The 17430-nt window shown below is 64.4% G+C and carries 15 protein-coding genes; 11 read left to right on the top strand and 4 right to left on the bottom strand.

Going from position 1 to position 17430, the window contains the following annotated elements:
* Positions 1-4: 4 nt before the first annotated feature.
* The 4 genes from FJ543_RS27520 (at position 5) to FJ543_RS27505 (ending at position 3807) form a co-directional block, all read left to right on the top strand.
* On the top strand, positions 5-1066 hold the full coding sequence (locus tag FJ543_RS27520; protein WP_140821414.1) for an ABC transporter permease: 1062 nt from the start codon (positions 5-7) through the stop codon (positions 1064-1066).
* Positions 1067-1262: 196 nt separating this feature from the next.
* On the top strand, positions 1263-2189 hold the full coding sequence (gene nikC / locus FJ543_RS27515) for a nickel transporter permease (protein WP_140878312.1): 927 nt from the start codon (positions 1263-1265) through the stop codon (positions 2187-2189).
* Positions 2186-3049, top strand: a complete 864-nt coding sequence (locus FJ543_RS27510) for an ABC transporter ATP-binding protein (RefSeq protein WP_140660629.1) — start codon at positions 2186-2188, stop codon at positions 3047-3049. The genes nikC and FJ543_RS27510 overlap by 4 nt, the downstream gene beginning before the upstream one ends.
* Positions 3046-3807 (top strand): ABC transporter ATP-binding protein, encoded by a 762-nt coding sequence (locus FJ543_RS27505; protein WP_140878310.1) that lies wholly within the window; start codon positions 3046-3048, stop codon positions 3805-3807. Before FJ543_RS27510 ends, FJ543_RS27505 begins: the two co-directional genes overlap by 4 nt.
* A gap of 40 nt (positions 3808-3847) precedes the next feature.
* Here the strand turns inward: FJ543_RS27505 and FJ543_RS27500 are convergent, their stop codons facing one another.
* Genes FJ543_RS27500 through FJ543_RS27490 form a run of 3 tightly spaced genes read right to left on the bottom strand, consistent with a single transcriptional unit; the run spans position 3848 to position 8984 of the window.
* On the bottom strand, positions 3848-6937 hold the full coding sequence (locus tag FJ543_RS27500; RefSeq protein ID WP_140878308.1) for an efflux RND transporter permease subunit: 3090 nt from the start codon (positions 6935-6937) through the stop codon (positions 3848-3850).
* On the bottom strand, positions 6934-8004 hold the full coding sequence (locus FJ543_RS27495; RefSeq protein ID WP_140878306.1) for an efflux RND transporter periplasmic adaptor subunit: 1071 nt from the start codon (positions 8002-8004) through the stop codon (positions 6934-6936). Before FJ543_RS27495 ends, FJ543_RS27500 begins: the two co-directional genes overlap by 4 nt.
* On the bottom strand, positions 8001-8984 hold the full coding sequence (locus FJ543_RS27490) for an efflux RND transporter periplasmic adaptor subunit (RefSeq protein WP_246678888.1): 984 nt from the start codon (positions 8982-8984) through the stop codon (positions 8001-8003). The genes FJ543_RS27495 and FJ543_RS27490 overlap by 4 nt, the downstream gene beginning before the upstream one ends.
* Between FJ543_RS27490 and FJ543_RS32035 the strand changes: the two genes are divergently transcribed.
* Positions 8983-9306 carry a hypothetical protein gene (locus tag FJ543_RS32035; RefSeq protein ID WP_224585246.1) on the top strand — a complete coding sequence of 108 codons (324 nt, stop codon included), beginning with the start codon at positions 8983-8985 and terminating at the stop codon, positions 9304-9306. The genes FJ543_RS27490 and FJ543_RS32035 overlap by 2 nt on opposite strands.
* A 59-nt stretch (positions 9307-9365) precedes the next feature.
* Entirely contained in the window at positions 9366-10643 is a 1278-nt protein-coding gene (locus FJ543_RS27485; protein WP_015314032.1) for a 4-aminobutyrate--2-oxoglutarate transaminase, read from the top strand.
* A gap of 112 nt (positions 10644-10755) precedes the next feature.
* On the opposite strand, the gene FJ543_RS27480 is transcribed toward FJ543_RS27485, so the two are convergent.
* On the bottom strand, positions 10756-12009 hold the full coding sequence (locus tag FJ543_RS27480; protein ID WP_140714058.1) for an FAD-dependent oxidoreductase: 1254 nt from the start codon (positions 12007-12009) through the stop codon (positions 10756-10758).
* 432 nt (positions 12010-12441) lie between these two features.
* On the opposite strand from FJ543_RS27480, the gene FJ543_RS27475 reads away from it, so the two are divergent.
* From FJ543_RS27475 to FJ543_RS27455, 5 genes are read left to right on the top strand one after another with little or no spacing between them, the layout of a single operon-like run.
* Positions 12442-13731 (top strand): imelysin family protein, encoded by a 1290-nt coding sequence (locus tag FJ543_RS27475; protein ID WP_140878302.1) that lies wholly within the window; start codon positions 12442-12444, stop codon positions 13729-13731.
* A 48-nt stretch (positions 13732-13779) separates the two neighbouring features.
* Positions 13780-14091: a (2Fe-2S)-binding protein gene (locus FJ543_RS27470; protein ID WP_140614790.1), complete on the top strand. Its 312-nt coding sequence runs from the start codon at positions 13780-13782 to the stop codon at positions 14089-14091.
* The gene (bfr, locus tag FJ543_RS27465; protein ID WP_015314026.1) at positions 14057-14542 is read left to right on the top strand and encodes a bacterioferritin; all 486 of its coding nucleotides are present in this window, start codon (positions 14057-14059) and stop codon (positions 14540-14542) included. Before FJ543_RS27470 ends, bfr begins: the two co-directional genes overlap by 35 nt.
* Positions 14543-14554: 12 nt before the next feature.
* Positions 14555-16156 (top strand): di-heme oxidoredictase family protein, encoded by a 1602-nt coding sequence (locus tag FJ543_RS27460; protein ID WP_140878300.1) that lies wholly within the window; start codon positions 14555-14557, stop codon positions 16154-16156.
* A complete protein-coding gene (locus tag FJ543_RS27455) occupies positions 16156-17235 on the top strand; it encodes an imelysin family protein (protein ID WP_140878298.1) in 1080 nt (359 codons plus the stop codon). Before FJ543_RS27460 ends, FJ543_RS27455 begins: the two co-directional genes overlap by 1 nt.
* Positions 17236-17430: the final 195 nt, after the last annotated feature.

The raw sequence follows: 17430 nt of genomic DNA, 5'->3' as shown, positions 1-17430 counted from the left end.
CCGCATGAGCGCGATTGAAAACGAGGGCGGGCGCGGCAGCGCCCGCGCCGTAGCCCTTGCATCTTCGCTTGGCCGATTCCTGGTCATTGCGGTGACGACCTATCTTGGTCTTCTCGCGGTCACCTTCTTCATTGGCCGTGTCATCCCGATCGACCCGGTGCTGGCCGTTCTCGGCGACCGGGCACCCGCCAATGTCGTGGAGCGCACGCGCCGCGAGATGGGTCTCGACCTGCCGCTGATCGAGCAGTTCTACATCTATGTGAAACATGCGCTGAGCGGCGATTTCGGCACCTCGGTGCTGACCACCAACCCTGTCATGACCGATATCCGCCGCGCCCTTCCGGCAACCACGGAACTGGCGACATTGGGGACACTGATCGGCGCGTTGTTCGGTGTGCCGCTCGGGGTGCTGGCCGCGGTCAAACGCGGCAGCTTCGTCGACCAGGTCGTGCGCATCATCGGCCTGATCGGCTATTCCGTACCTATCTTCTGGCTGGGTCTGCTGGCCCTGGTGCTGTTCTACGCGAAGCTGCAATGGGTGGCCTTCCCTGCACGGCTCGACGTCGTCTACGAATACACGTTCACGCCGATCACCGGTTTCTACCTGCTCGACTCCGCGATGCAGGGACAGTGGGACGTCTTTTACGACGCCTTCCGTCACATCATCCTGCCGGCCTCGCTGCTCGGCTATTTCTCGCTGGCCTATATCAGCCGCATGACGCGCTCGTTCATGCTCAACGAACTCGCCCAGGAATATGTCGTCGCCGCGCGCGCCAAGGGCCTGTCGGAAACCCGCATCATCTGGGGCCACGCGCTGCGCAATGCCGCCGTGCCGATGGTGACCGTGATCGCGTTGTCCTATGCCGGGCTGCTCGAGGGCTCGGTGCTGACCGAGACCGTCTTCTCCTGGCCGGGCATCGGCCTCTACATCACCAACTCGCTGCAGAACGCCGACATGAACGCCGTTCTCGGCGGTACCATCGTCATCGGCTCGGTGTTCATCGCCATCAATCTTCTGTCCGACCTGCTCTACCGTGTGCTCGACCCGAGGACGAAGACAGGATGAGTAGAGGTACTGCACTTTCGGGCTTGGCTGCCGCTAATCACCCCCACTCCGGCCCTTCGGGCCACCTCTCCCCCTGCCCGGGGGAAAGGAAAACGCGGTCGCACGCTTGGCGCCTTTCCTCTCCCCCGTCGAACGGGGGAGAGGTGGTCTGCGAAGCAGACCGGAGTGGGGGTCGACAGCTTAAAGAGGCATCGTCATGACCGCCTCCGACGCCCGCACCTTCTCCCGTCGCGAATGGTTGCTGTCGGAGCGGCCGGCATCGCGCTTGCAGGCAAGGCTCGGCCGCGCCTATGTCGCGTGGCGGCGCTTTTCCGCCAACCGGCCGGCCTTTGTCGGCCTGCTGATCATCATCGCGCTGCTGCTCGTCGCCGTCCTTGCCGGTGTGCTTGCGCCGTATTCGCCGACCTTCGGTGACCTGAAGAACGCGCGGCTGCTGGCGCCAAGTGCGCAGCACTGGTTCGGCACCGACGACCTCGGCCGCGACATCTATTCGCGCATCCTCTACGGCTCCCGCTGGACGCTTTATGTCGTCGTCCTGGTCGCCATCATCGCCGCTCCCATCGGTCTCCTGGTCGGCACCGTCGCCGGCTATGCCGGCGGCTGGACCGATGCCATACTGATGCGCATCACCGACATCTTCCTTGCCTTCCCCAAGCTGGTGCTGGCGCTGGCCTTCGTCGCCGCCCTTGGCCCCGGCATCGAGAACGCCGTGCTGGCGATCGCCATCACCTCCTGGCCGCCCTATGCGCGCATCGCCCGCGCCGAGACGCTCACCGTGCGCAACTCGGACTATATCAAGGCCGTGCAATTGATGGGCGCCTCGCCTTTCCGTATCGTGCTTCGCCACATCATGCCATTGTGCATCTCCTCGCTGATCGTCCGCGTGACGCTCGACATGGCGGGCATCATCCTGACGGCCGCGGGCCTCGGCTTCCTCGGCCTTGGCGCGCAGCCTCCGCTGCCGGAATGGGGCACCATGATCGCTTCGGGTCGCCGCTTCATCCTCGACCAATGGTGGGTGGCTGGTGCGCCGGGCTTCGCCATCCTCATCGTCAGCCTCGGCTTCAACCTGCTTGGCGACGGCCTGCGCGACGCACTCGATCCCCGCAGCGGTGACCAATGAGTGGCCCCCCTGATCAGCAGCGATCCAAGAGCACGCTTCTCGACGTCGAGGATCTGCGCGTCACCTTTCCGACCCGCACCGGCATGATCGAGGCGGTGCGCGGCGTTTCCTTTTCGCTTGGCCGCGAACGCCTCGGCATCGTCGGCGAGTCCGGCTCGGGCAAGTCGCAGACAGGCCGCGCCATCATGGGCCTGACACCGCCGCAGGCCCGCATATCGGCCAATAAATTGACTTTCGACGGCATCGACCTGCTCGGCATTTCGCCGCGCCAACGCCGGGCGCTGCGGGGCAACCGCATCGCCATGATCCTGCAGGACCCGAAATATTCGCTCGATCCGGTGATGAGCATCGGCCGCCAGATCGTCGAGACGCTGCGCACCCACGAAAAGGTCGGCAAGGCCGAGGCGCGCGAGCGCGCGCTGGCCATGCTCGAGGCGGTGCAGATCCGCGATCCCAAACGCGTCTTCGACCTGCATCCGCACGAAGTGTCGGGCGGCATGGGCCAGCGCGCCATGATCGCCATGATGCTGATCGCCGGACCGGAAATGATGATCGCCGACGAGCCGACCTCGGCGCTCGACGTCACGGTGCAGCTCGACGTGCTCGGCATCCTCGACAGGCTGGTCGCGGAGCGCGGCATGGGGCTGATCTTCATTTCGCACGATCTGCGCCTGGTCTCGTCCTTCTGCGACCGCGTCATCGTCATGTATGCCGGCAAGGTCGTCGAGCAGCTCAAGGCGTCGGAATTGAGTCAGGCCCAGCATCCCTACACGCGGGGGTTGCTCAACTGCATGCCAAAAATCGGCGCCGACCGTCACCCGCTGCCGGTGCTCGACCGCAAGCCGGAGTGGGCGGCATGACTTCTGCGATTGCCGTCGACAGGCTGGAGGTGATCTTCGACCGCTTCCGCGCGCTGAAGGGCGTCAGCCTCGACGTGCAGCAGGGCGAATCCTTCGGCCTGGTCGGCGAATCCGGCTCGGGCAAATCGACATTGCTGCGGGCCATAGCCGGCCTCGCGCCGGTCGCCTCGGGCAGCATCACAGTCAATGGCAAGACGCTCGGCGCGCGCCGCGACAAGGCCTTTTACCGCGAAGTGCAGATGGTCTTTCAGGATCCTTACGGCTCGCTGCACCCGCGCCAGACCGTCGACCGCCTGCTGCAGGAGCCGCTCGCCATCCATGGTTTTGCCGATGGTCAAAAACGGATCGAACGCGCGCTCGACGAGGTCGGCCTCGGCAACGGCTTTCGTTTCCGTTACGCGCACCAGCTTTCCGGCGGTCAGCGCCAGCGCGTGGCGATCGCGCGCGCGCTTATCCTCGAGCCCTCGATCCTGCTGCTCGACGAGCCGACCTCGGCGCTCGACGCCTCGGTGCAGGCGGAAGTCCTCAACCTGCTGGAGGAAGTCCGCCGGCGGCGCAAGCTGACCTTCCTGATGGTCAGCCACGACCTCGCCATCATCACCCATATGTGCGAGCGGCTGATGGTGATGCAGGGCGGCGAGGCGGTGGAGAATCTGGTGGCCAACGATCTCGTCGAGCGCCGTGTGACGAAGGATTATACGCGCAACCTGTTGCGGGCCAGCGACGGGTTTGTGAGGACGGCTCCGAAGCAGATCTGACGATAGTTCTCCGCGTCACGCCAGGGAGCTCGACCTCGGCTTAAGTTTCCGCAACAGCGGCGAGGTCTACTTCGCCGCCCTGTTCCCGCTTCGGCTCCTTGATCCTGAACCACGTCACATAAAGCGCCGGCAGGAACAAGAGCGTGATCGCAGTACCCGCGATGATGCCGCCCATCATCGCATAGGCCATCGGCCCCCAGAACACTTCGCGCGCGATCGGGATCAGCGCCAGGCTGGCCGCGGCCGCCGTCAGCGCGATCGGCCGCATGCGGTGCTCCGTTGCCTCGATGACCGCGGCCCAGCGATCCCTGCCCTCGGCGACAAGATCCTCGATCTGCACGATCAGGATCACCGAGTTGCGGATCAGGATGCCGATCAGCGCCAAGACGCCGAGAATGGCGACGAAGCCGAGCGGCGCTCCGCTTGGCACCAGGGCCGCGACCACGCCGATCAGCCCGAGCGGCGCCACCGCCACCACCAGGAACAGGCGCTGGAAGCTCTGCAGCTGCACCATCAGGATGGTCGCCATGACGAACAGCATCAGCGGCACCACGGCCGCGATCGGCCCCTGGCTCTTGGCGCTTTCCTCGACGGAGCCGGCGGTCTCGACCGAATAGCCGGCCGGCAGCTTGGCGATGAAGGCGTCGACCGACGGTTTCAACTCGTTGACGACGGTCGCCGGCAGCACGTCGCCGACCAAGCCGGCGCGCACGGTGATGGTCGGGATGCGGTCGCGTCGCCACACGGTGGGCTGCTCCAGATCGTAGCGAAAATTGGCCACCGCGGCGAGTGGGATCGCCTCGCCATTTCCGGTCGGCAACTGGATGTTTTGCAGCGTTTCGATCGAGCCGCGCTCGGCCTCGCGCGAGCGAGCCACGACGTTGATCAGGTACGTCGCGTCACGCACCTGCGTGATCGTCGCGCCGCCCACCGTGCTGTTCAGCGTGCTGGCGATGTCGGACGAGGTGATGCCGAGTTGGCGCGCCTTGTCCTGCAGCACGTCGACCCTCAGCACACGCTGCGGTTCGTTCCAGTCGAAAGTCGGCGCCGCGAGTTTCGGATTGACCGAGATCACGCCGGCGAATTGCTGTGCCAGTTCTCGCACCGTCTGGATGTCGGGGCCGCCGACGCGGTACTGCACAGGCCGCCCGACCGGCGGTCCGAGTTCAAGCGGCTTGACAAAAGCGTCGGTGCCGACAAACTCCGCGCGCAGCAGCTTCTCCAGCGCCGGCTTCACCCGGTTGCGCGCCTCGATGCTCTTGGTGACGATCACCGTCTGGCCGAAATAGGGATTGGCCGGCTGCACGTCATAGGCCAGCACGAAGCGCACGGCGCCCTGACCGATATAGGACGAAAAATGATCGATGTCGGGATTGCCGACCAGCGCCCGCTGTTCGAAGCGCTCCATCTGGTCGCGCGTCTCGGTAATCGAGGAGTTCTGTGGCAGGTTCCAATCGACGATCAGCTCCGGCCGGTCGGAAGGTGGGAAGAACTGCTGCTGCACCAGGCCGAAGCCGGCGATCGAGGCGGCGAACAGAAGCACGGTCACGATGATCGTCAGCCAGTGATGGCGCACCGAGCCGACAAGGACGCGCCGGAACAGCGACGTGAAGCGTCCTGGCTGGTCATGATGCTTGGTCTTCATCGTCGCCGGCAGGATGGTCACGCCGAGCAGCGGCGCGAACAGCACCGCCACGATCCATGACACCAGCAGCGACACCGCGATGACGACGAACAAGGTGAAGGTATATTCGCCGGCAGCACTCGAGTTGAGCCCGATCGGGATGAAGCCCGCGACCGTCACCAGCGTGCCGGTCAGCATCGGGAAGGCGGTCGAGGTGTAGACATAGGTCGCCGCCTTGCGCAGGCTGTCGCCGACCTCCAGCCGCGCCACCATCATTTCGACCGCGATCATCGCGTCGTCGACCAGCAGCCCGAGCGCGATGATCAGAGCGCCGAGCGAAATGCGCTGCAGCGATATCCCCAGATACTCCATGACCGTGAAGGTGATGGCCAGCACCAGCGGGATCGACAGCGCCACCACGAAGCCGGCGCGCATGCCAAGGCTGATGAACGAGACGGCAAGCACGATCGCCACCGCCTCGAACAGCGCACGCGTGAACCCTGAGACCGCCTCCTCGACGATGACGGGCTGGTCGGCCACCAGATGCACGCCGACGCCGACCGGTAGGTCGGCCAGCACCTTGTTCATCTCCTCATGCAGCGCCTCGCCGAATTTGAGCAGATTGGCGTTGGGCTTCATGCCGATGGCAAGCCCGATCGCGTTCTGGCCGTTGAAGCGGAACAAGGCCGTCGGCGGGTCGGCATAACCGCGCGTGATCGTCGCCACGTCGCTCAGCCGGAAGAACCGATCGTTGACGCGCAGGTTGATCGCGCGCAGGCTCTCCTCGGAGGTGAACTGGCCGCCGACGCGCACGCTGATGCGCTCCGGCCCGGACTGAATGACGCCGGACGGGGTGATCGCATTCTGGGCCTGCAGGCTGGCGACGATTTGCTGCTGGTTGAGGCCAAGCGCCGCTATCTGGCGCGTCGAGAATTCGAGATAGATGGCCTCGTCCTGCGCGCCGACCAGATCGACCTTGCCGGCATTGGGCACGGTCAGGATCTTGGTCCTGACATCCTCCACATAGTCGCGCAACTGGCGTGGCGTCAGCCCGTCTGACGTGAAGGCATAGATGTTGCCGTAGACATCGCCGAAGCGGTCGTTGAAGAACGGTCCCTGCACGCCTTGCGGAAATTGCGCCTTGATGTCGTTGACCATGTTGCGCACCTGAAGCCAGTTCGGCACGACGTCGCGAGCCTTGGTGGTGTCCTTCAGGTTCACGAAGATGACGGTCTGGCCGGCGGTGGTGACGGATCTGGTGAAGTCGAGGCTGTCAAGCTCCTCGAGCTTTTTCTCGATGCGATCGGTCACCTGCTGCACCGTCTCCTTGACCGAGGCACCCGGCCAGTTGGCCTGGATGATCATGGTCTTGATGGTGAAGTTGGGGTCTTCCTCGCGGCCGAGATTGAGATAGGAAAATACGCCGGCCACCACGAAGACCAGCATGAAATACCAGACCAGCGAGCGGTGGTTGAGCGCCCAGTCGGAGAGGTTGAAGCCCTTCATGAGGCCCCTCCCGCGGGCACTTTGACCTTCTGGCCGTCGACGAGGCTGTGAACGCCGGCGGTGACGACGCGCATGCCGGCTTCGAGCCCGTCCGCCACGGTGAAGGTGCCTCCAGACTTCGAAGCGACCTTGATATCGCGCGCGCTCACGCTCGACGTCTTTGGATCGACGATCCACACTTTTTCAGAACCGTTTTTTTCGAGCAGCGCCGAGATGGGCAGTTCGATCGTTGGTACGACCTTGGTCATCCGGGTCGCGGTTACCGTCGAGCCGAGCCTGAAGGCTTGCGGCGGATTGGTGAGCGTCAGCTTGACGCGCCGGGTGCGGGTCGAGCCCTCGGACTGGGGCGCGATCTCGCGCAGCTTGGCCTCTGTCTGGATTGTCGGCAGCGACTGCAAGATGACCTGGAAGGGCGTGTCGGCCGAGAGATCGCCGGTCAACTGGTCGGGAATATCGACAACCGCTTCACGCGGGTCCGAGCGTGCCACGGTGACGACCGTCTGGCCCGGCGAGACGGTTTGGCCGACCTCCGCGCCGACGGCGGTGACGACGCCGTCGAAATCCGAGAACAGCCTGGCGTAGCCGAGCTGCTCCTGGGACTTGGCCAGCGAAGCCTTGGCCCGCTCGACGCTGGCTTCCGCGGCTTTGCGTGCCTGCTGCGCGGCATCGAAGACAGACTGCGACGTGTTGGCCGAGGTGAGCAACTGGCGCTGGCGCTCCTCGCTGGCCGCGGCATTGGCGAACTGCGCCTGCGCATTGGAGAGTTCGGCCCTGGCCGCCTGGACGGCCAGCTCCAGCGCGGTTGGATCGAGTGCCGCGATCGTCGTGCCCTTGCTGACGATGTCGCCGACCTTGACGTCACGCGAGACGACGCGACCGAGCAGTCGGAAGGCAAGATCGGCACTGACCTGCGGTTCAACCGAGCCGGCGAAACCGAAGATCTGGGTGGTGCGCGGCTCGACCACGACCGACAGCACCGGCCGGACGATCTCCGGCGGTTTTTCCTCCGATTTCGAACAGGCTGCGAGCGTGCCAAGCGCGGCAAGGCCAAGCAGGAGCCGCTTCATTGCGCTGCTCCCGATATTTCGACTGTCTGGCCGGGGTTGAGCAATTGCCCGCCTGACGTAACGACGCTCTGGCCCTCGCTCAGTCCCTTGGCAATGACGACGGTACCCGAATCGAACGCCAGCACCTCGACCGGCGTCGTCGCGACTGCCTTGGTCGCGGGATCGACGATCCAGACCGCCGGCTTGCCGGAGCTGGATGTCAGGGCCTGCCAGGGCAACAGGATCGCCTTCGCCGGCTTGGCGCCGACCGAGCCGATGACGGCCGCCCCCAGCGGCATGCCGGCGGGCGTCTCGGGAATGGCTACCTTGACCCTTATCGAGCCCGAAGCCGGGTCGACCGCCGGTGAGATCTCGCGCACCTTGCCCGTTGCTCTGACCTGCGGATCGGATAACAGCGTGATCGTCACCGCCGGCGAGGCCGGCGTCCTGGCGACCAGCGTCTCCTGCACGTTGAACACGGCGTCGCGGTCACCGTCCTCGGCAACGGTGAAGACGGTCTGCGCCGCCTGCACCACCTGGCCGGCTTCGACCTGGCGGGCGGTGATCACGCCGGCGGCACCGGCCTTGAGTTCGGTGAAAGACAGGTTCTGCCGGGCATTGGCGAGCGCGCTCTGCGCGGCATCGACGCTGCCTTGCGCCACCTTCAGTGCCTGGTCGGCCGCGTCATAATCGCGCCTGGTGGTGAAGCCCTGGGCAAGCAGCGTCTTTTGCCGCTCGAAAGTGGCCGCGGCCTGGGTCAGTTGCGCCTGCGCGGCATCGAGATCGGCCTGCGCCGATCGCAGATCGGATTCCTGCTCCTGCGGATCGATGCGGGCAAGCACTGTCCCCTGATCGACATGCTGGCCGACATCGACAAGCCGCTCGGCGACGCGTCCGCCAACCCGGAACGAAAGATTGTTCAGCGTGCGCGCCGCGATCACCCCGGTCAGCGAGGTTCTCGGCGCATAGTCGGCCATCGCCACCGTTTCGGTGCGTACCATGACCGGCAGCTTCTTTTCCGCCGCCGCCTGCTTTTGGCAACCGGCGAGCAGCGCCAGGGCCGTGCAGGCGAGAATTGAAGCGGCTGGAAAAGACAAAAGGCTAGGAGTTTTGGCGGATGGCGGCGAGACGGACGATGTCACGTTCCTGCTCATGGCTCCCCTCGGCCGCGCGCCGGTCGCTGATCGCGGTCCCTCGCGGATAGTCAGGAGGATAGTCGATCCCGGAAAAAAGGAAACCGGTCTCGTAGACGTATCGCCGGACTGGTTAAGTCAGGCCCAATCGACCCTGCGATGGTGCCGGCTTGAGGAAAACCTGAAATAAGGCCAGAAGGGAACTCAACGGCATCAAACAGAACGGGCGCCGGCCCGGTGAGGGATATGATGAAGAACTCCGCCATTTCCGAACGCAAGAACCAGTCGATCTCGCGCGGCGTCGGCATGACCACGCAAATCTACGCCGACCGGGCCGAGAATTCGGAGATCTGGGATGTCGAGGGCCGCCGCTATATCGACTTCTCCTCGGGCATCGCCGTCGTCAACACCGGCCATCGCCATCCCAGGGTGATCGAGGCGGTCAAGGCGCAACTCGACCGCTTCACCCACACCTGCCACCAGGTCGTGCCTTACGAGAGCTATGTGCGGCTGGCCGAACGGCTGAACGCCATGCTGCCCGGCAAGTTCGAGAAGAAGACGATCTTCGTCACCACCGGCGCCGAGGCGGTGGAGAATGCCATCAAGATCGCTCGCAACGCCACCGGCCGCCAGGCCGTCATCGCCTTCGGCGGCGGCTTCCACGGCCGCACCTTCATGGGCATGGCGCTGACCGGCAAGGTCGTGCCCTACAAGGTTGGCTTCGGCGCCATGCCGGGCGACGTCTACCACGTGCCGTTCCCCGTGCAACTGCATGGCGTCTCGGTCGCCGATTCGCTGGCGGCACTCGACAAGCTGTTCAAGGCGGATGTCGATCCGGCCCGCGTCGCCGCGATCATCATCGAGCCCGTTCAGGGCGAGGGCGGCTTCTACGACGCGCCGCGTGAACTCCTGACGGCGCTACGCAAGCTCTGCGATCAGCACGGCATGCTGCTCATCGCCGACGAAGTGCAGACCGGCTTTGCCCGCACCGGCAGGATGTTCGCCATGGACCATCACGAGGTGGCGGCCGACATCACCACCATGGCCAAGAGCCTGGCCGGCGGCTTCCCGCTTGCGGCGGTCACCGGCCGTGCCGAGATCATGGATGCGCCCAGCCCCGGCGGGCTCGGCGGCACCTATGGCGGCAGCCCGATCGGCGTCGCCGCGGCACACGCCGTCCTGGATGTCATCGAGGACGAAAAGCTCTGCGACCGCGCCAACACGCTGGGTGCGCGGCTCAAGCAGCGTCTGCAGTCGATCCGTGACGACGTGCCCGAGATCGTCGACATCAGGGGTCTGGGCTTCATGAACGCGGTTGAGTTCAATGACGTCAAGAAGGGCCTGCCGTCGGCCGAGATCGCCAACGCGATCCGGCTGAAGGCGCTCGACAAGGGTCTGATCCTGTTGACCTGCGGCGTCTACGGCAACGTCATCCGCTTCCTGGCGCCGATCACCATTCAGGACGAAGTCATGAACGAAGCGCTCGACATTCTGGAAAGCTCGATCCGCGAAGTCTGCGCCGCCTGAACCACGTTACCTCCCCCTCGTGGGGAGGTCGGACCGCAGGTCCGGGCGGGGGGCTTGGCGCCGACCCACCCCGCCGCTGCTTCGCAGCGACCCTCCCACAAGGGGAGGGCGGCTATCCCGCAGCTCTTGCCAGCTCATCCTGCTGAAAGGCAGCCAGAGCCGCCTTCAGCCCTTCGGGACCCGTGGCCACCGTCTGCGGTGTCGGCGAGAAGCCGGCGCCGAGCATCTTGCGGCCAAGCATGTGATCGCCGGGGCGGTTGACGGATTCGATGCCGAGCAACCGATCTCCCGCGTAGTGGTAGATCGAGAACTTGTTGTCGGGCAGGTCACCGAGCACGACATGGCTGTCGCCGCCTGATGTCAGCCCGACCATCTGCAATTTCATGTCGCCAATGTCGGACCAGAACCATGGCACCGCCGAATAAGCGTCGGCGTGGCCTGATATGGTGCGCGCGGCGAGCCGCGCCTGGTCGGTGGCGTTTTGCACCGATTCCAGCCGCACGTCGCCGCCGGTGAACCAGTGCCGGTACGAGGCGGCGTCGCCGATGGCGAGGATATCCGGTACCGAGCTGCGCATCTGGTGATCGACGCGGATGCCGTTGGCGATGGTGAGGCCGGCTTCCTGCGCCAGTTCGACATTCGGCACGGCACCGATGCCCACCACGACCATGCGCGCCGGCAGCCTTTCGCCTGAGGTGGTGATCGCGGCGGTGACATGGCCGTCTTCGCCTTCGAGCCTTGCAATCGAGGTGCCGGTGAGGATGCGCACGCCTGTCGCTTCCAGCCTTTGCCGGACATGGCTGGCCACCACCGGCGCCACGGCGCGGCCAAGCAGCCGGTCGACCGCCTCGACAACGGTGACGGTGCGGCCCGCCGCCCGAAGCGTCGCGGCGATTTCCAGTCCGATGAAGCCGCCGCCGAGAATAACGACATCTTCGCTGTGCGCGCTCAAGTCCCGGATCAGCCGGGCATCCGCCAGCGAGCGCAGCGACACCACGCCGAACAGCTCCGCGCCGGGTAATGGCAAGGCACGCGGGCGCGATCCGGTCGCCAGGATCAGATGGTCGAAGGCAAGTGCGCCACCGCCAGCGATGTCGAGACTGCCGCGGCCGGTATCGATGCGCTCGATCCGGATGCCCGGCCGGTAGTCGATGGCGCTGCCGGTGTAGAAGGCTTCGCCGCGCAAGGGCTGCGGCTTGGCCGTGGCATCTTTGATGAAAGTCTTCGACAGCGGCGGCTTGTGATAGGGCAGTTCGTTCTCGTCGCCCACCAGGATCACCGGCCCATCATAGCCATCCTCGCGCAGACTGGCGGCCGCCTGCACGCCCGCATGACCCGCACCGACAATGACCACGCCGTTCTTCATCGCATTCCGATCCCGATTCGATCCTAGGACGCCTCGCCAAGTGGCAATTGCCTGGCACCGCCGCAAGAGAATGTCTGCGGGTCGCACCCGGGATGGCGACTGTCAATCGTACAGTTCGGCCGCAAAGCCGGTGCAGGGGAACGCGTAAAGTTGACAGTTGTAGTTTAGAATAATTCTAAACTGTTGTTTCGATTAGGTTTTTCAGCAATTTCCGTTGACTCCATCGAACTCGAAGTTTTAAGGAAGCTTGCGCATTGGCGCATCCCTTTGATGTCTGGGCCTTGAACCCGTTCGATTGGAGGCATTTTGGTGTCTTTCTTCCCTGAGCCGCGCGGCAGCGCGGCATATCTTGCGGCCGGTGGCATGCACACGGCCTGGTGCCGGTTGCCGCGCGCGCCGTTTGCGGAATTCCCGAGAAACTGGAGAGCGATAATGACGGCACGATATGGCGGCAGGCTTGTGGCGATCGGCGCCACGGCGCTGCTGACGGCGGCGGTGTTCGTGCTGCCTGCAAAGGCGCAAACCGATGCGAAGGCGGTGATCAAGACCTATTCCGACATCGCGCTTGCCAAGTACGAGGATTCGCTAACCACGGCGCGGACGCTGGACAAGGCGGTCGACGTGCTGCTGGCCAACCCGTCGGCGGAAACGCTCAATGCCGCCCGCGACGCCTGGAAGGCGGCGCGCGTGCCCTACCAGCAGACCGAGGTCTATCGCTTCGGCAACAAGGTCGTCGACGACTGGGAGGGCGAGGTGAATTCCTGGCCGCTGGACGAAGGCCTGATCGACTATGTCGCCAAGAGCTACGGCACGGAATCGGACGCGAATTCTCTCTACACCGCCAATGTGATCGCCAACAAGGAGATCGAAATCAACGGCAAGAAGATCGACGCCTCGACGCTTTCGCCGGAATTCCTCTCCGGGACCTTGCAGCAAGCCGGCGGTATCGAGGCCAACGTCGCTACCGGCTATCACGCCATCGAGTTCCTGCTCTGGGGCCAGGATCTGCATGGCACCGGTCCAGGCGCCGGCGAGCGTCCCTATACGGATTACGACCTCAAGAACTGCACCGGCGGCAATTGCGACCGCCGCGCACAGTACCTGAAATCGGCAACTGACCTTCTGGTCTCCGACCTGCAGAAGATGGTCAATGACTGGAAGGAAGACGGCGCCGCGCGCAAGAACCTCGTCGATGGCGAGCCGAACACCGCGATCTCGATCATCTTCACCGGCATGGGCTCGCTCTCCTACGGCGAACTGGCCGGCGAGCGCATGAAGCTCGGCCTGCTGCTGCACGATCCCGAAGAGGAGCATGACTGCTTCTCCGACAACACCTACAATTCTCATCTCTATGATGCAGTCGGCATTCGCGCCGCCTATCACGCCAGCTACACACGGCTGGATGGTACCGTCGTTTCGGGTCCCTCGGTGCACGACATGGTCAAGGCAGCGGATCCGGCAATCGACAAGGAACTGTCCGACAAGTTCGATGTTTCGGTCGCCAAGATGGAAGCCATCAAGGCACGGGCATTGGCCGGCGAGGCCTACGACCAGCAGATCGCCGAGGGCAATACGGCGGGCAATGCCACCGTGCAGGCGGCAATCGACGCATTGATCGACCAGACCAAGTCGATCGAACGCGCCGTCGGCGCCTTGAAGCTGAACAACATCGCCTTCGAAGGCTCCGACAGTCTCGACGCGCCCGACAAGGTGTTCAAGTAAGCCCCCAGCCAAACGGCGCATCGGAGCGCCGTCAGCCAGAGCGACGAAATGCTGATCTGCCATTGCAACATCATCACCGAGAAGGAGATCGAGCAGACGATCATCGGCCTGCTGGATCAGGATCCCTGGCAGCTCATCGTGCCGGCAAAGGTCTATCACGCCATGCACAAACGGGGTCGCTGTTGCGGCTGCTTCCCAAATGTGGTCGAAACGATCATTCGGGTCACCGAGAACTACCACGCCCGCTCGCAGGCAAGCGGCGTGGACATCGTTTCACATCTGGATCGCGTCAGAGGCCTGCGCGTCCAATACGGGAGCAGGACCCATGAAAGGCGAACCACAGATCATCGAGCGGCTTAACGAGGCTCTCTTTCTGGAGCTCGGCGCCGTCAACCAGTATTGGGTGCATTTCCGCCTGCTCGAGGATTGGGGATACGCCAAGCTGGCCAAGAAGGAGCGGGCGGAATCGATCGAGGAGATGCACCACGCCGACAAGCTCGTCGCCCGCATCATCTTCCTTGAAGGCCATCCCAACCTGCAGTCCGTGGCGCCGCTGCGCATCGGCCAGAACGTCAAGGAAGTGCTCGAATCCGACCTGGCCGGTGAATATGACGCGCGCACTGCGTATAAGCGCTCGCGCGAAATCTGCGAGGAAGCGGGCGACTACGTGACGATGAAACTGTTCGAGGAACTGCTCGCCGACGAGGAAAGCCATATCGACTTCCTCGAGACGCAGCTCGACCTGCTGGCCTCGATCGGTGAGGAAAAGTACGGCCAGCTCAACGCCGCACCGGCGGACGAGGCAGACTAAGGATATGCGGGAATGCGGCGCCTCTTAGACGTCCTGCGCCGCTTGCGGCGGGCCAAGGGCCCGCCGCGCCTCCGGAAAATGCCAGCCATATCGGCTGGTCGGCACGGCATTATTCTGATGCTGGCGCTGACCACTTCTGCCATCGCCGGCGACCTTCTACCCGCCGGTCTCGCCACCACGCGCACCGACCTTAATGCCAAGGATCAGGTGCGCGTCACAGCCATTACCAGGCCGACCACGGATTTTTCCAAGCCCGAGCCTTTCGAACTGATGCAAGGTGGCGCCGGCACCTCGCGGAAAGACATCAGCCGTGATTCCTTCTCGCAATCTTCGGCCAACATCAGCTTCGAGGAAGAAGGCACCTTCAAGCTCGGCAATGCGCTTTTCCGCAAGAACTGGGTCTCGTCGCCGTCCTCGACGCAGGCATCGGATGGGCTCGGACCCTTGTTCAACGAACGCGCTTGCCAGAACTGCCATCTGAAGGATGGACGCGGACGGCCGCCGCAAGCCGATGTTGGCACCACCTCGATGTTCCTGCGGCTGGCGCGCGATGCCAGCAGCGCGGAAGAAAAGGCGGCGCTCGCCGACCACCGGCTGCTCAACCTTCCAGACCCGGTCTATGGCACGCAATTGCAGCAACTGGCCGTGCCTGGTCTCAGGGGTGAGGGCAGGATGCGTGTCGACTATCGGGAACGGAAGGTGGAACTGCCGGACGGCACCGCGGTTTTACTGCGCAAACCCGCCTATACGATCGATGATCTCGGCTACGGGCCGCTCGATCCGCACACCACGCTGTCGCCGCGCCTGACGCCGCCGATGATCGGCCTCGGCCTCATCGAACAGATCGCGCCGGCCGACATTCTGGCCCGTGCCGACCCTGACGACAGGGATGGCGATGGTATTTCCGGCAAGCCCAACATCGTGCGTGATGGCCTGAGCGGCGAGCTGACGCTTGGCCGTTTCGGCTGGAAGGCGCAGACCGCGTCGATCCGCCAGCAGGCCGCCGATGCCTTTGCCGGCGATATCGGCATCTCGACGCCGGAGGCGCCGAAACACTGGGGCGATTGCACCGCCGCGCAGGAAAAGTGCCTCGCCATGCCCAACGGCGTGCAGGCGCGCCTCGGCCCGGTCGAGGCGCCGGCGCCGGTGATGGATCTCGTCACCTTCTATTCGCGCAACCTGGCGGTGCCGGCGCGACGCGACCTCGCCTCGCCTGAGGTGCTCGCCGGCAAGAAGGTCTTTTATGAAATCGGCTGCGTTGCCTGTCACACGCCGAAATTCGTTACCCGTCGCGATGCACCTGACAAGCCGCAGGCGTTCCAGTTGATCTGGCCTTATTCCGATTTCCTGCTGCACGACATGGGGCCGGATCTTGCCGACGGCCAGGCTGTGGGCGATGCGACTGGCAATGAGTGGCGCACGCCGCCGCTATGGGGCATCGGCCTCACTGAAATGGTCAACGGCAATTCCTTCTATCTGCACGATGGCCGTGCGCGCACTTTGGTCGAGGCCATCTTGTGGCATGGCGGCGAGGCGCAGAAGGCGCGCGACCGCTTTGCCGCCACCAGCGCCACCGAGCGCGATGCATTGGTCAAATTTCTGGAGTCACTCTGATGGCGAAGCGTTTCGCGCTGGTTCTCGTTCTTCCGCTGGTTCTGCTGGGCGCCTTGCCCGCATCGGCCGCGGTGAAAGCCTCTGATGTCATCCAGCGCGCGATCGACGGCTTTGTCCGCCCGGCATATGAGGACCTGCACCAGCATGCGAAAGCCCTCGCCAAAGCCATGCACAAGCTTTGCGAGGCACCCTCGCAAGCGGACCTTGAAGCGGCGCGAGCCGCGTTCTCGGCTACCGTCTACGCCTGGTCATCGGCCGAGATCATCGGTTTCGGGCCGATCAAGGAGAACAACAGGCTGGAGCGCATGCTGTTCTGGCCGGATCGCAAGAGCATCGGCCTGAAACAGGTGCAGGCGGCGTTGTCGGACAAGGATCCCGCTGCCACCGATCCTGTCCAGCTTGCCGGCAAGAGCGTTGCCATGCAGGGGCTCGGGGCGCTGGAATTCGTGCTCTACGGCGACGGCGCCGACGCCTTGACGGGCAAGGCTGAATCCTATCGCTGCGCTTACGGGGCGGCTGTCGCCGGCAACATCGAAACCATCGCCGCGGACGTCAGCGCGGCCTGGGACAAACCAGATGGATTCGCGGCACTGTGGGCCAATCCGGGGCCGCAAAACACGCTCTATCGCGATGGTAACGAGGCGGTGACCGAACTGGTCGGCGTCTTGATCAACGAACTGGAAATGGTCCGCGATGTGCGCCTGAAGGGTTTTCTGGGCGCCAAGCCCGAGGCCGACAAGCCAAAACAGGCGATCTACTGGCGTTCGCAGAACACCGCCAACGCGCTGGCCGGAAATCTGGCCGGCATCGATGCGCTGTTCCAGGTGTCGAAGCTCGGCAACGCGCTGCCGCCGGATGCGCGCTGGATGGCAGAGTCGATCCACATCCAGCTGCTCAACGGCGTTGCGACCGCCAAGGCCGTCCAGGGTCCGATCGACAAGGCGCTCGCCGATCCGGCGCTGCGCGAAAAACTCGAGCATCTCGCCCTGATCACCTCCAGCCTGTCGACCCTGATCGGCACCAGGCTGACCGCCGAATTCGGCCTGACCGCCGGCTTCTCGTCGCTGGATGGAGACTGAGCGTGACCTTGAGATTGGCCGAAACGCCCATAGCTTCGTCATCCTGGGGCGAAGCAAGGAGCGAAGCGACGCGGCGTAGATCCCAGGATCCATGCCGTGACCGCAAGGCCTTGCAACGGTTCAGAATTCTACTCTGCTGCATTCCTCGGCGAAAGTCACGGCATGGATCCTTGGGTCTCCGCGACGGAGCTACGC

Source organism: Mesorhizobium sp. B2-5-7, assembly GCF_006440875.1.
Lineage (GTDB): Bacteria > Pseudomonadota > Alphaproteobacteria > Rhizobiales > Rhizobiaceae > Mesorhizobium > Mesorhizobium australicum.
Note: the sequence above shows the minus strand (reverse complement) of the source record. Positions and strands in the feature narration are given on the sequence as shown.

Bases quoted from the DNA above. Each gene is read 5' to 3' on its own strand.
- FJ543_RS27520 (WP_140821414.1), top strand. From the start codon at position 5: ATGAGCGCGATTGAAAACGAGGGCGGGCGCGGCAGCGCCCGCGCCGTA.
- nikC (WP_140878312.1), top strand. From the start codon at position 1,263: ATGACCGCCTCCGACGCCCGCACCTTCTCCCGTCGCGAATGGTTGCTG.
- FJ543_RS27510 (WP_140660629.1), top strand. From the start codon at position 2,186: ATGAGTGGCCCCCCTGATCAGCAGCGATCCAAGAGCACGCTTCTCGAC.
- FJ543_RS27505 (WP_140878310.1), top strand. From the start codon at position 3,046: ATGACTTCTGCGATTGCCGTCGACAGGCTGGAGGTGATCTTCGACCGC.
- FJ543_RS27500 (WP_140878308.1), bottom strand. From the start codon at position 6,937: ATGAAGGGCTTCAACCTCTCCGACTGGGCGCTCAACCACCGCTCGCTG.
- FJ543_RS27495 (WP_140878306.1), bottom strand. From the start codon at position 8,004: ATGAAGCGGCTCCTGCTTGGCCTTGCCGCGCTTGGCACGCTCGCAGCC.
- FJ543_RS32035 (WP_224585246.1), top strand. From the start codon at position 8,983: ATGACCGGCAGCTTCTTTTCCGCCGCCGCCTGCTTTTGGCAACCGGCG.
- FJ543_RS27490 (WP_246678888.1), bottom strand. From the start codon at position 8,984: ATGGTACGCACCGAAACGGTGGCGATGGCCGACTATGCGCCGAGAACC.
- FJ543_RS27485 (WP_015314032.1), top strand. From the start codon at position 9,366: ATGAAGAACTCCGCCATTTCCGAACGCAAGAACCAGTCGATCTCGCGC.
- FJ543_RS27480 (WP_140714058.1), bottom strand. From the start codon at position 12,009: ATGAAGAACGGCGTGGTCATTGTCGGTGCGGGTCATGCGGGCGTGCAG.
- FJ543_RS27475 (WP_140878302.1), top strand. From the start codon at position 12,442: ATGACGGCACGATATGGCGGCAGGCTTGTGGCGATCGGCGCCACGGCG.
- FJ543_RS27470 (WP_140614790.1), top strand. From the start codon at position 13,780: ATGCTGATCTGCCATTGCAACATCATCACCGAGAAGGAGATCGAGCAG.
- bfr (WP_015314026.1), top strand. From the start codon at position 14,057: ATGAAAGGCGAACCACAGATCATCGAGCGGCTTAACGAGGCTCTCTTT.
- FJ543_RS27460 (WP_140878300.1), top strand. From the start codon at position 14,555: ATGCGGCGCCTCTTAGACGTCCTGCGCCGCTTGCGGCGGGCCAAGGGC.
- FJ543_RS27455 (WP_140878298.1), top strand. From the start codon at position 16,156: ATGGCGAAGCGTTTCGCGCTGGTTCTCGTTCTTCCGCTGGTTCTGCTG.